The 13,657-nt window shown below is 46.0% G+C and carries 10 protein-coding genes; 1 reads left to right on the plus strand and 9 read right to left on the minus strand.

The features are described from left to right. Positions 1-152: 152 nt before the first annotated feature. Positions 153-2,183 (plus strand): helix-hairpin-helix domain-containing protein, encoded by a 2,031-nt coding sequence (locus tag QZ327_RS06635; RefSeq protein ID WP_294618149.1) that lies wholly within the window; start codon positions 153-155, stop codon positions 2,181-2,183. A 90-nt stretch (positions 2,184-2,273) separates the two neighbouring features. On the opposite strand, the gene QZ327_RS06640 is transcribed toward QZ327_RS06635, so the two are convergent. The 9 genes from QZ327_RS06640 to miaB form a co-directional block, all read right to left on the minus strand. Beyond that, the gene (locus QZ327_RS06640; protein WP_294618151.1) at positions 2,274-6,278 is read right to left on the minus strand and encodes a two-component regulator propeller domain-containing protein; all 4,005 of its coding nucleotides are present in this window, start codon (positions 6,276-6,278) and stop codon (positions 2,274-2,276) included. A 300-nt stretch (positions 6,279-6,578) separates the two neighbouring features. Beyond that, positions 6,579-7,028 (minus strand): 2-amino-4-hydroxy-6-hydroxymethyldihydropteridine diphosphokinase, encoded by a 450-nt coding sequence (gene folK / locus QZ327_RS06645; RefSeq protein WP_294618153.1) that lies wholly within the window; start codon positions 7,026-7,028, stop codon positions 6,579-6,581. 29 nt (positions 7,029-7,057) lie between these two features. Continuing rightward, positions 7,058-8,116 carry a tRNA preQ1(34) S-adenosylmethionine ribosyltransferase-isomerase QueA gene (gene queA, locus QZ327_RS06650; RefSeq protein WP_294618155.1) on the minus strand — a complete coding sequence of 353 codons (1,059 nt, stop codon included), beginning with the start codon at positions 8,114-8,116 and terminating at the stop codon, positions 7,058-7,060. 95 nt (positions 8,117-8,211) lie between these two features. Next, positions 8,212-8,922: a tRNA pseudouridine(55) synthase TruB gene (gene truB / locus QZ327_RS06655; RefSeq protein ID WP_294618156.1), complete on the minus strand. Its 711-nt coding sequence runs from the start codon at positions 8,920-8,922 to the stop codon at positions 8,212-8,214. Positions 8,923-8,927: 5 nt separating this feature from the next. Beyond that, a complete protein-coding gene (locus QZ327_RS06660) occupies positions 8,928-9,731 on the minus strand; it encodes an undecaprenyl-diphosphate phosphatase (RefSeq protein WP_294618157.1) in 804 nt (267 codons plus the stop codon). Positions 9,732-9,843: 112 nt separating this feature from the next. Next, positions 9,844-10,077 carry a DUF3098 domain-containing protein gene (locus tag QZ327_RS06665; protein WP_294618158.1) on the minus strand — a complete coding sequence of 78 codons (234 nt, stop codon included), beginning with the start codon at positions 10,075-10,077 and terminating at the stop codon, positions 9,844-9,846. 71 nt (positions 10,078-10,148) lie between these two features. Next, complete coding sequence (locus tag QZ327_RS06670; protein ID WP_294618160.1) at positions 10,149-11,030, minus strand: permease-like cell division protein FtsX; 882 nt, start codon at positions 11,028-11,030, stop codon at positions 10,149-10,151. 22 nt (positions 11,031-11,052) lie between these two features. Next, on the minus strand, positions 11,053-11,970 hold the full coding sequence (locus tag QZ327_RS06675; protein WP_294618161.1) for a class I SAM-dependent methyltransferase: 918 nt from the start codon (positions 11,968-11,970) through the stop codon (positions 11,053-11,055). Positions 11,971-12,112: 142 nt separating this feature from the next. Further along, on the minus strand, positions 12,113-13,486 hold the full coding sequence (gene miaB / locus QZ327_RS06680; protein WP_294618163.1) for a tRNA (N6-isopentenyl adenosine(37)-C2)-methylthiotransferase MiaB: 1,374 nt from the start codon (positions 13,484-13,486) through the stop codon (positions 12,113-12,115). Positions 13,487-13,657 lie beyond the last annotated feature (171 nt).

Here is a 13,657-nt window from a genome sequence, read left to right on the forward strand (position 1 = left end):
AATACTTAACCATGACACGGACCTGCTCCTCTGATTTCCATAAATGCAAAAGCCGTGGCATTCCGGAGAAAAATTAAACAAGTTATTAACCTTTTTCCGAAGATTTTGCGTAGTTTTGTTAACCATAATCCGTAAACACCCTATTATCATAGATGGCAATAATCAAGATAGGAGTTTTTATAAGTATGTTGTTAATAACTCCTATGCTTGTAGCTCAAAACGCAGCGTTATCCTTGTGGGAAGAGAATTTCGAACAACTCTCCACGGACGAGGAAGAGAAGAACTGGGAAGATGAACTGGAAGAACTTTCCAACCGTCTGCAAGAACCGGTCAACCTCAATGCCGCTACCAAACGGCAATTGGAAGAATTTCCTTTCCTGACCGATTTTCAAATAGAGAATATTCTGGCGTATGTGTATATACATGGAGAAATGCAGACCCTTTATGAGTTGCAACTGGTGGAAGCGATGGATAAGCGGACCATCGGCATGCTGCTGCCTTTTGTTTGTGTGAAGGCGGTTGATGGCGGTTCCCGCCGTCCGTCCTTGAAAACGATGTTGAAAGACGGCAGGCAGGAAGTATTGATGCGCATGGATGTTCCGCTGTATACCCGTAAAGGATACGGGAAAAGCTATTTGGGTCCGGCTGTATATCATTCGTTGCGCTATGCCTTTCGCTACGGAGATTATCTTCAGGCAGGAATAACGGGAGAGAAAGATGCCGGCGAACCGTTTTTCGCCCTGCACGACAGGAAAGGGTATGATTACTATTCTTTTTACTGCCTGCTCAAAAACCGGGGACGGCTGAAGGCTTTGGCGATGGGCAATTATAAGTTGAGTTTCGGCGAAGGATTGGTGCTCGGCACCGATTTCCGTTTAGGCAAGACTTACTCCATGTCCGCATCGGAATATCGTGCAGGGAAAATCCGGAAACACGGCTCTACGGACGAATACAATTATTTCCGCGGGATGGCTGCTACGGTGGAACTTTTTCGTTTCCTGGAACTTTCCGCCTTCTATTCGCACCGTTCGATGGACGGGGTGATAGAAGACGGGAAAATCACCTCTGTCTACAAGACGGGGTTGCATCGCACGGAGAAAGAAGCGGACAAGATGAATGTGTTTGCCATGCAGGCGATGGGCGGCAACCTGACCTACGAGGGAAAAAGGCTGAGAATGGGAGTGACCGGCATTTATTATTTTTTCAATCACCCTTATGAACCCGATTTGAGGAAGTATGCGAAATATAACCTGCACGGGAATGATTTTTACAATGTGGGAATAGACTATAAATATCGTTTCGGCAAGTTGGCATGGACGGGAGAGGGAGCGGTTGGCAAACAGGGATATGCTTTGCTGAACCAATTGAAATATAATATATTAACAGGTTATCAACTGCTGTTAATTCATCGTTATTACGCTCATGATTATTGGTCTTTCTTCGGACGGTCGTTTGGGGAAGGCAGCACGTTGCAAAACGAAAACGGCTGGTATCTGGCTGCGGAAGCCGCTCCTTGGGCGCATTGGAGGTTTTTCGCTTCGCTGGACTTGTTCTCTTTCCCTTGGTGGAGATATCGCGTCAGTATGCCTTCGCAAGGGACAGACGGCATGTTCCGGGCTACGTATTCTCCGAAAGAGAACCTGTCGGTATATCTTGACTACCGTTATAAACGGAAGGAGAGGGATGTGACGGCAACGGGCGGGAAGGTCACATTGCCGGTCCGTCACCACAAACTCCGTTGCAGGCTTGCTTACACGCCGGGAGATTTCTCGTATCGTACTACGATTGACTACAATCATTTTCGCCAGCAGAACGGGGAAGGATATGTGTTCGAGGCGAGGCAGGGATGGCAGTGCACCCAGTCTTGCGCCTATACCTTTTCCGGTTTCGGAGTGCCTTTGGCGATATCCGCACAAGGCACTTATTTCCATACGGACGATTATGATTCGCGGATTTATGCTTCCGAGAAAGGTCTGCTTTATACCTTTTATACTCCCTCTTTCTATGGCAAGGGGCTTCGTTATTCCGCCCGTGTGCGCTATGATTTGAGCAAAGCGTTTATGTTTCTTGTCAAGTTCGGACAAACGGTTTATTTCAATCGCGAAACGATTGGTTCCGGCAATGACTTGATAGCGGGAAACAAGAAGGCGGATGTGCAGATGCAGCTTCGGATAAAGTTTTAGGGACTGTTTGAATTTTCTTCAAAAGTTTTTCTTCAGCTTCTTTTGACTTTCTTTCCGGTCTGTTTTGCTCTTCATAAAAGAGCGAACGAGTCATTCTTCACCTTTCTGGTATTGGGCGGGAGTCATTCCGAACAGCTCTCTAAAACGCTTGATGAAATAGCTTGGAGAGTTGAAGCCCACTTCATACGCTATTTCCGAGACGGTTTTCGTATCCGTTTGCTTGAGGAGCATCTGCGCTTTCTTCAGGCGGATGTTCAGAATAAAGTCATTCGGAGTCTGCCCTGTAATGCCCTTCACTTTCAGGAAGAGTTTGGTACGCCCTGTGTTCATGGTTTGGGCAAACATATTCACGTCAAAATCCGGATTATCCAGGTTCTGTTCGACGCAGGCCACACATTGTTCCATGAACTGATAGTCCGCACTGTTGGTGGCAAGTATATCGACATTGTTATCCATTTGTTTCGCATATTTCTGTTGCAACAGCTTTCTACTGTTCACCAGGTTGTTACAACGCATAAACAAATGTTTCACGTTAAAAGGTTTGGTAACATAGTCATCCGCTCCCATTTTTAACCCTTGCATGGTATATTCTTCGGCAGTTTGTGCCGTTAGCAATATCACGGGAATGTGGGAGGTCTCGAAATTGCTCTTTATCTTCCTGCACATTTCTATGCCGGACATTTTGGGCATCATGATATCGCTCAGCACGATATCGGGTTGCACTTCTTTGGTCTTTTCAAATCCTTCCTCGCCATCCTGAGCCTCGTAAACGGCATATATTTTGGAAAACAAACGTGCCAACAGGTTTCTGAGCTCTTCATTGTCCTCTACAATAAGAATCTTGCTCCTTGCCTCTGCCGGGCGGTTGTCTGTATTTTCATCATCCGCCATGTCGGTTGTCATTTGCGGACCATATACCGTAAGTTCGGAAATGCACGATGAATCGATGTCGGGAGTGGCTATTTTCTGTGAATCGGCAATGTGGCCGTCTCCCAAAGGCAGTTCGACCGCGAAAGTCGTCCCCTTGCCTTCCATGCTCCGTACACTGATTTTTCCTTGATGGGCTTTTATGATACTCTTTGCAAGTGCCAGGCCTATGCCCGTACCTTTCTGGTTGTCCATGCTGTCTGCTTGATAGAAGCGGTCGAATATCTTATCCAGGCTCTCTTGGGCAATGCCTACTCCTGTATCCGATACCGCGACCAGGACACTATTGCCATATTCTTGTACGGACAGTGAAATGGTGCCACCCGACGGAGTATATTTGAAAGCATTGGACAGTAAATTGTAAATCACCTTTTCCAATTGCACCACATCGAACCACACTTCCAGATTCTTGTCTTTATTCAGAAACTCCAGATTAATCTGCTTGCCCCGTGCATATTCTTTGAAAGAGAGGTAGATTTCATCCAGGAAAGCGTAAATATCCTGCTTGCTGTATTTGAACTTTTCAAAACCTTGCTCTTGTTTCCTGAAGTCCAACAGTTCGGTTATCAAGCGTTTCATACGCAGTGTGTTCCGATGAATATTCACAAGCTTGCCATATACCAGAGGCTGGATGTCGTTTCTTTCCATCAGCATTTCCAACTGGCTCACAATCAATGTGAGCGGAGTGCGGAATTCATGCGATATATTGGTAAAGAAGCGGAGTTTGGACTGGTTCAGTTCTTCTATCTGCTTCTTTTCTTTCTTTTCATACTCCAGCGAAGCCCTCAGTTTCAGTTTCGATGAATAGAAGCTCATTATCAGATAGGCGGACAGGATACCGGCAATGATATAAATCCAATATGCCCAAGCGGACTTATAGAAAGGAGGCTTTACTATAATATCTATCTCTTTACAGATGCTCTCTTTGCCGGAATACTCTTCCGAACTTTTAATCAGTAACTTATACTTGCCCGGGTTGAGGTTGGTATAGGTAATCGCCTTGCGATAGCCCGCACTCATCCAGTCTTTATCGAAGCCTTCCAGCTTGTAATAGATTTTGTTCTTCAGTACCGATACATAATTGGATAGTGAGAAGTTGATGGTTATGATGGAATGATTATGGTTTAAGGTAATCTGCGGTTGATATAGAATCGACTCCGTAAGAATGCCCGAGCCGTCATTGGGCAGGATTTGCCGGTTGTTTACTTCCAATGAAGTGAAATTCAGCTGATAGGGCTTTACATACGAATTCAACTCTTTCTCAAAGAAAGAAATCATCATTTTGGGACCGGAAAGATATATCTCGTTGTCGCTCGCCACGAACAGTCCGTAAGGATTCAATGCCGTCATAGGAAAACCATTCTGCTTGTTGTAGTTGTAAAAGCGTTGGCTCTCCATATCGAAACGTGAGAATCCTTGATTGCTGGCTATCAGGAGATAGCCGGAAAGCGACTCTTTGATATCGAGTATATAATCGTTGATTAAATCCGAATTGTGTGAGTTGAACGATTTGAACGTATCGGACTCCTGCTCGTACAGGAATATGCCGTCGCCCGAAGAGCCTGCCCAGATATTGCCTTTCTTGTCTTCGAAAAGCACATTGATAAGATTGGACCCGATGGCTTGCTTCGAAGTGTTGGGAACGAAATACTCATTGCGTTTCCGGGTCTCGAGATTATACTTCACCAATCCTAACGGATAAGAAAACCAGAGGTTATTATCCCTGTCGACAAGCATGTCTATGATTTGCCTGTTGTTGAGCCTGCTGTCGTTCAATAACTTCATGCACTCCCCGGTAGCAGGATTGAAAAGTCCGATTCCGTTGTGGGTAGCCAGCAACAGATTGCCTTTATAGGGAATAATCTTACGGACTATGTTGCTAATCAATGAATTTGTTTTCTCGGCATTATGGCGGTAATTGGTAAACCGGTATGTTTTCAGGTCCAGGCGGTCTAATCCGCCCCGTAAGGTGCCTATCCACAAAACCCGGTTGTCTTCATCCATAAATAGGCTCTGGACCGTATTGGATGCAAGCGAATTTTTGGTTGCGTCATGCTTGTATTCGGTAAAGGTTCTGGTTTTCTTATCGAGATAGTTCATTCCGCCGCCTTCCGTTGCAATCCAGATGCCGCCTTTGGAGTCCTCTATCATCCTTCCGGCAAATGGAGAGGTCAGTTTTCCTTTTTCTGATTCATCCGGATAGTAATAGGTGTATATCTCATAGTCGGGATTGAACAGGTTGATTCCGCCATAATAAGTCCCAATCCAAAAAGTGCCCTGCCGGTCTTTCATCATACAGATGATGGAAGAGTTACTCAGGCTATATTGCTTGTTGTCTTTGCTATAATGGGTGAAAGTGCCGGTCGTGACATCCAGTTTGTCCAAACCCTTGAAAGTCCCTATCCAATAATTCCCCAGGTTATCCTCCACAATGCAGCGGACATAGCTACTGGAAAGCATATTCTGATGAGAAGCACTTCCATAGGCGGTTATCCCTCCGTTTCTATCCAAGCGGAAAAGTCCGTCGTTTTTCGTTCCTACCCAGATGCTCTTCTTGGAATCTTCGTAGACACATGTAATATCTTTCTTTGGGAGATAATTCAGCCATTTCTTATTGCTGTCTATCATGTATAAACCATTGTTCATGGTGCCCACATACAAATTGCCGTCACTGTCTTCGGTCACACAGGATATACGTACGCCATTCAGGTTGTAGTAATAGTCGAGCTTATCCGTTATGCGGTTGTAAGTGAATAAAGAGTCCTTTGTACAAGCCCACAGTCGTGCGTTGCCGTAAGCGATGGCTTGAATGTCATTGTCGCGAATTGTATGGAAAGTGTTTTTCTTTATGTCATATTCGGTAACCGCGTATTTGCAACGGATGTAAATATGTCCTTGCTTGTCGCCGCAGATTGTACCTATATTATTATTGTACAGGCTGTTTTTGTCGTTCTCTACGGGACGAAAAACGTAAAAATCCGTGCCGTTATAACGATTCAGCCCATCTTTGGTTCCTATCCAGATAATTCCGAATTCATCCTGATAGATAGATGTCACCGTCGGTTGCGAAATGCCATCTTCCACTCCGATTGCCTGAAAATGTATGTTCTGTGCAAACGAAAGGGTAACCATGAAGGATAAAAGGAGAGAAAAATATTTCTTATACATATAACCGCCTGCTTTAATAGTCGAACAAACTTATTAATTATTCCTGAAGTATGCCGAATATAGCAGTTTGTTTAACTGACAGCCTGTTTCAGTTTTCTTCAGGAGGCTCCTTATCCGGTCTCTTTTGAATCTCTGTAAAAGGAGCTTTCAAAATAGTGCGGAACAAAAATAGAACAGGCTTTAAGGTAACATTCGGCAACCTTATTGAATAGTAGCAAAAATAGGGGCAGGCAACTATTATAAATATAAAAATAGGACGATTATATGGTAATATCGTACGCGGGGAAAGGTATGCAACTGTTATAGCAGGTCCATCATCTTTTTCTTGAGTACCGGATGAACCAAATCCGGCGCAATCTCTACCAACGGCTCCATCACGAAGCGACGTTCGTGCATCAACGGGTGAGGCAGCTTCAATTCGGGAGTATCCATCACCCGGTCATCGTATAGGAGCAGGTCTATATCTATCACCCGGTCGCTATATGCCCCGTCGACGGATTTATGCGTACGTCCTATTTCGCGTTCTATCTCCTGAGTGAGATAAAGCACGGACATGGGCGGAAGAAGCGTCTCCACGCAAGCCGCCGCGTTCAGGAATGTATTCTCGGAAGAAAATCCCCACGGAGCGGTAGCATAAAAAGCGGACAGGGAAATCAATTTCCCTACCCGCTCTTCTATTTTTTGAACGGCAAGACGGAGATTGTGCTCCTTGTTGCCGAGATTGGTTCCTAAACTAAAGTAAACGTACATCAATAAAACAGTCCGGTCCGACTGCTATTTTATTTATCCGTAATCAGCATTGCGTCACCGTAAGTACCGAAACGGTAATCCTCTTTCAATGCTATATCGTAGGCTTCCATTACCTGTTCGTAACCGCCGAAAGCGGCAACAATCATCAGCAGGGTGGAAAGTGGCATGTGGAAATTGGACACCATCGCATTTGCTACCGTAAAGTCATACGGCGGGAAGATGAATTTGTTTGTCCAACCTTCGTACTCTTTCAGATGGCCGTCCGTGCTGACGGTGCTCTCTATCGCACGCATCACCGTGGTGCCTACGGCACATACTTGCCTATTCAAATCCTTGGCACGGTTTACGATTTTTACGGCTTCCTCCGCAACAATCATTTGCTCGGAATCCGTCTTATGCTTGGTAAGGTCCTCGACATCAATATCGCGGAAGTTGCCCAAACCGGCATGCAACGTGATGTAGGCAAAGTCTACTCCCTTGATTTCCATGCGCTTCATCAGTTCTCGGCTGAAGTGCAGGCTTGCCGTAGGAGCCGTCACCGCACCTTCGTTACGGGCAAAGATAGATTGGAAACGTTCCGAATCTTCCGGTTCTACAGGGCGGTTGATGATGCTGTGCGGCAGCGGCGTTTCGCCCAATGCGTACAGTGCCTTCTTGAATTCATCGTGCGGACCGTCGTAAAGGAAACGGAGTGTACGTCCGCGTGAAGTGGTATTGTCAATCACTTCGGCGACCATCGAATCGTCTTCACCGAAATAAAGCTTGTTGCCGATACGGATTTTGCGGGCAGGGTCTACCAACACATCCCATAAACGCAACTCCTCATTCAACTCACGCAACAAAAATACCTCGATACGTGCGCCGGTCTTCTCCTTGTTGCCATACAGGCGGGCGGGAAATACCTTTGTATCGTTGAAGATAAATACGTCCTTGTCATCGAAATACTCCAGAATATCCTTGAACATACGGTGTTCGATTTCGCCCGTCTTTCTGTGTAATACCATCAAACGCGACTCGTCCCTGTATCTTGCAGGATGTAGGGCAATCTTCTCTTCAGGAAGCTTAAATTTAAATTGCGACAGTTTCATATTTTTGGGTTTTTAAGTTTTTTAGTTCGTTAGTTGTTTGCTTCTTCGTCAACTCGTTTCCTTGTAGCTTGTTTCCTTTGTAACTTGTTTCCTTGTCAACTTGGCTCTTCGTTGGCCGCAATTTCTTGTCCGTCTATCCACTCTTTGAAATCGAGCGGATTGAGGCAATCTTCTATGCGGATATCTCCTACGCGGGTACGCTCCAATGCTGTAAGATGGGCGCCGCTATGCAGCGCTTCACCGATGTCACGTGCCAAAGCGCGGATGTAAGTGCCTTTGCTGCACACTACCCGGATTTTGATTTCCGGCAAGTTGCATTCCAACAGTTCTATTTCATCAATCACCAGCAATTTGGGTTTCAGTTCCACTTCCTCACCTTTCCGGGCAAGGTCGTAAGCACGCTTGCCGTTCACCATACATGCCGAGAAAGCAGGCGGAACCTGTTGTATCTCACCTATGAACCTTTTCAAAGTCTCCTCTACCAATTCCCGCGTGATATGTTCCGTGGGATAGGTGGCATCTATCTCATGTTCCAAATCATAGGAAGGAGTGGTGGCACCCAACCGGATAGTGGCGATATACTCCTTTGTGTGATACTGGAACTCTTCAATCCGTTTTGTTGCCTTGCCGGTACATACTATCATCACTCCCGTAGCAAGCGGGTCGAGAGTGCCGGCATGGCCTACTTTCAGTTTCTTTACTTTCATCCGCCGGCAGATGTGGTAACGTGCATGTCCTACAACCTTGAACGATGTCCATCCCAACGGTTTATTGAAATACAGAACTTCTCCTTCTTTAAAATTCATCTGCTTCATCCCTGCATTTGTGAAACCGCCAGCGTAACGATACCGGCTATGGCACAATATATGGCAAAGTAAATCAACTTGCCTTTCTTTACTATATTAATCATCCACTTGCAGGCAAGGCAACCTGAAATGAAGGCAGCCAAAAAGCCTATAACCAGTGAGATACCCGGAATATCTCCTGCGATGTCCTCGCCCTTCATCATCTTGACGCTGTCCAGCAGTGCCTCACCCAAGATAGGCGGTATCACCATGAGGAAAGAGAATTGCGCCAATTTAGCCTTGTTGTCTCCCAACAGCAGACCGGTGGCAATGGTGCTGCCCGAGCGCGAAAGTCCAGGAAGCACCGCACAAGCTTGAGCCAGTCCGATGACGAACGCATCTTTCATGGAAATCTTTTCTTTCTGTTTCGGTTTATAATAATAGGAGAAACCAAGCAATAAAGCAGTGAGCAACAGGCAGCAACCCACGATAAGCAGTCCCGAACCGAAAATCTTCTCCACTTCATCCTTAAAAAACACTCCTACAATGCCAATGGGTATCATAGATATCAGAATGTTGATGACATAGCGGGTTTCTGCATTCATTTCCCATTTGAACAATCCGCGGAAAATCCATTCTACCTCTTTCCAGAGCACTACCAATGTACTGAATACGGTAGCTACATGGACTACTATCGTAAAAGCCAGATTTTCTTCTCCCTGAATTCCGAACAGTGCGGACCCTATAGCCAGATGTCCGCTGCTGCTGACCGGCAAATATTCCGTCAATCCTTGAATAAGCCCAAGAATAAGCGCCTCAAACCAATCCATTTTTCTTTCTCCTTATTTATTTGTGAGTTGACAAGGGGACAAGGGAACGAGGGTACAAGGAGAAAGCCTTGTCCACTCGTCAACTTGTTCCCTCGTCAATTCGTCAACTGAACTACTCTTCGTCCGCTTTCGGTTTACGCAATACGGCATATATCATGAATACAAAACCCAGCAGGCAGACTGCCGGAGCTACTTTAATACGTCTTACACTAAAGATATCCGGTTCAAAGTGTGTAGGTGTAGACACAGGACCGGTCATTAAAATAAAACCAAGTATCACTATTGCCATGCCGACGGCAAGTAAAATAAAATTGGTCTTGTCAAAAGCGAACTTCTGTTTACTCATTTATTTATTGATTTATAATTGATACGATTGCAACTCATCATACGCCGCATGGCATACATCTGAAATCCCATTTATATATAATACAAGGTGCTTGCTTTCATTTTCAGATATTTATTGATGGAAAGCAATGCGCACAACCAAGTAATAAGTACTCCGAATGCCAATACGGCAACAGACACCAGCAACATCACCTCGGTGGTGATTACCCTGATTAGTTCCGGTTCGTAAGACACCAGCCAATAAGCGGCTCCCCACAAAACGGCATCGGCAATGGCTGCCGACAGAACTCCTATCCAGAAGTTGCGCCTCAGGAACGGACGTCTGATGAAACCCCAGCTTGCCCCCACCAGCTTCATTGTATGGATGAGGAATCTTTTGGAATAAATTGTCAGACGGATTGTATTGTTTATCAGTGCAAAGGAGATGAACGTCAAGATAACGGCAAGTCCCAATAGCATCAGGCTGATGTTGCGTATGTTATCGTTCACTGCATCTATCAGGTCTTTCTGATAGAGGACTTCCTGGATATTGGTATTCTTCTTGATTTTCTTTTCTATCTTGGCAATGCTGTCCGAATTGGTGTAACCGGAATGCAATTTAATCTCGATGGACGCCGTAAAGGGATTATAGCCGAGAAACTCCTGCGGGTCTGTTCCCATTGCTTCGGTCTGTTCGCGAAGCGCCTGCTTCTTGGAGATATACTCAGTCTCCTTTACAAACGGTTCTTTATCAAGCCTTTTCTGCAATTTCAGGATATCGCTCTCTTTCATATCATCACTGATGAGAATGGAAAAGTTGATGTTCTCCTTTACGTATACGGAAAGATTGTGAGCTCCCAATACGAAGAATACCACTAATCCCAGCAGCAGCAATACCAACGTAGTGCTTATGCTGGACGTGATGAACTGCATGTCAAAGTAGGATACAGCGTTATTTTTAGCTTTCTTTTTCATTGCCAATACCTTATCACATTTATCACTCTATCGTATTCCCGCTCTTTTTTTTACGGAATACGTAAATCATGGAACTGCTGCGCTCTTTTTTTACCAAAGCATGAAACCACGCCAGCGTGCCGGTTATCATTCCGCGTACAAACGGGCACGAACGATGCATGTTCTTCTCTGTCAGCATCGACACATAAAAAGCGTCGAATGGCATGGGGTGGCATTCCGTCAGAATAAAGCCATGATTGAAACCCAATTGGTTGATAGTATCGGGGGTGAAATGCCACAAGTGCCGGGGAACATCGTAGGCAGCCCAGTAAGCGCCGTATTTCTTGGCATCGTACGAAGAGCAGTTGGGTACGGCTACTATCAGCACACCTTTGTCCGTGAGCAGCGAGTTCAAGATTTCCCATGTCTCATTCAATGCCTCAAGATGTTCCATAACGTGCCACAACGTGATGACATCAAAACTATCCGGTGCCAATTCCTTTAAGGCGGTGTCCGGCTTCACCGTCAATCCGAAATGTTCTTTGGCGAACAGGCGTGCTCCGGCACTCTTTTCGATGGCTTCTACCTGCCAGCCATAACGCTTCATCGTATCGGCAAAATAACCTGTACCTGTACCGATATCCAGCAAACGTCCTGTTTTACGGCGCGTTTCATGCATCACCAAACGTGCTTTCCGCTTCAGCATGTAGCTGCGTACAAGATGGTATACGGAGTTCATCACTCCTTTTTTCGTATCGGAATGGGAGATATAGTCGGGAGTTTCGTAATAACGTCCGATTTCCGTTTCCACAGGGAAATCCTGTGTAAAGATAAAGCCACACTCCCGGCAACGGCACAGATGGAATACTTCGCCCGACGCATAATGGTCTATGCAGGTCAGGGTACGCTCCAAATGCGTTCCGCCACATATTGGACAAGCTTTTATAGTGAGTTTATTCATCGAACGTTTACCAACAAGGAAGTGCAGCCTGCAACGGGCAGGCCACACTTATCCTAAATTTGGTGCAAAATAACAAATAAAAAGTGGCTTATACGGTTTTCATTAAGGAGATTTAATAATAAACCACGGCTTTCATTTATTCTTATCCAAAGACTTCTTCCCCTTTCAGGGTAGCTGAACTGGATTCCGTAATCTTTACCATAACAAAATCGCCTACACGGTGCGTACCTCTGTCGAAGACTACCACGCGATTTTGTTCGGTACGCCCGAAAAGTTGGTCGCGACTGCGTTTGGAAACACCTTCTACCAACACTTCATACGTCTTGCCTACACAACGGGCATTGGCTTCGGCAGAAAGACGGTTTTGCAAAGCGATGATTTCATTCAGACGGCGGATTTTCACCTCTTCCGATATGTCATCCGGCAAGTGTTTGCTGGCATACGTGCCCGGACGCTCTGAGTATTTGAACATAAAAGCCGCGTCGTAGCCGCACTCTTCCATCAGCGAGAGGGAGAGTTGGTGGTCTTCTTCCGTTTCGGAGTGGAAACCGGAGAAGATGTCCGTAGACAGGCCGCAGTCGGGGATGATACGGCGAATGGCGGCAACACGTTCCAGATACCACTCACGGGTGTATTTGCGGTTCATCAGTTTCAGGATACGGCTGCTTCCGCTTTGCACGGGCAGGTGGATGTGCTTGCAGACGTTGGGCACTTCGGCAATGACCTGCAGGGTTTCGTCACTCATGTCTTTGGGATGCGAAGTGGTGAAGCGGATACGGACTCCCGGTGCAGATTCTGCTACGGTGCGCAACAACATGGGGAAGGTCACGGTTTCTCCGTCCGTTTTCTCAAAACGGTAAGAGTTCACATTCTGCCCCAGCAGGGTCACTTCTTTATAGCCTTTTGCCACGAGGTCCGCCACTTCATTCAGGATGCTTTCCACATCCCGGCTGCGTTCCCGTCCGCGGGTGTAGGGCACGATACAGTAGGTGCAGAAGTTGTTGCATCCGCGCATGATAGAGACAAAACCGGAGATGTGGTTGCCGCAAATGCGCGAAGGTATCACGTCACGGTAAGTCTCCGTTGTAGACAGTTCGACGTTGATGGCTTTCTCGCCGGCTTCCACTGCCGCAATCAGGTCGGGCAGGCTGAGATATGCGTCCGGTCCCACCACCAGGTCTACATGGTGGTTTGTAATCAGGTCGTCTTTGACACGCTCTGCCATGCACCCCAGCACACCGACAATCAGTTTCTTTTTCTTCTTCTTGAGCGAATGGAAGAACTCCAGCCGGTTCAGAATCTTCTGTTCGGCATTGTCGCGGATGGAACAGGTATTCATGAATACCGCATCCGCCTCTTCCAGTGTTTCCGCCACCGAATACCCCGCCATCTGCATCACAGAGGCTATCACTTCACTATCCGCCACATTCATCTGGCAGCCATAAGTCTCGATGAACAACTTTTTGTTTTCATCGGCAGTTGCAGATTTAAAGTCTGCTCCCGTTACATTTTCCATTATTTCTTCTTTTTCAGTTTTGCCGCAAAGATACGGTTTCACTCCCAATAAAGCAGTGAAACGATGGAAAAATAACATATCACCTACGGCTCATTTAAATAACGTCCGTTCGATATAATTCAGAACAATGATGGAACACTATCCATCTTTTCGCAAAGACAGCTGTTTTGT

It is taken from the genome of uncultured Bacteroides sp., assembly GCF_910578895.1.
GTDB lineage: Bacteria > Bacteroidota > Bacteroidia > Bacteroidales > Bacteroidaceae > Bacteroides.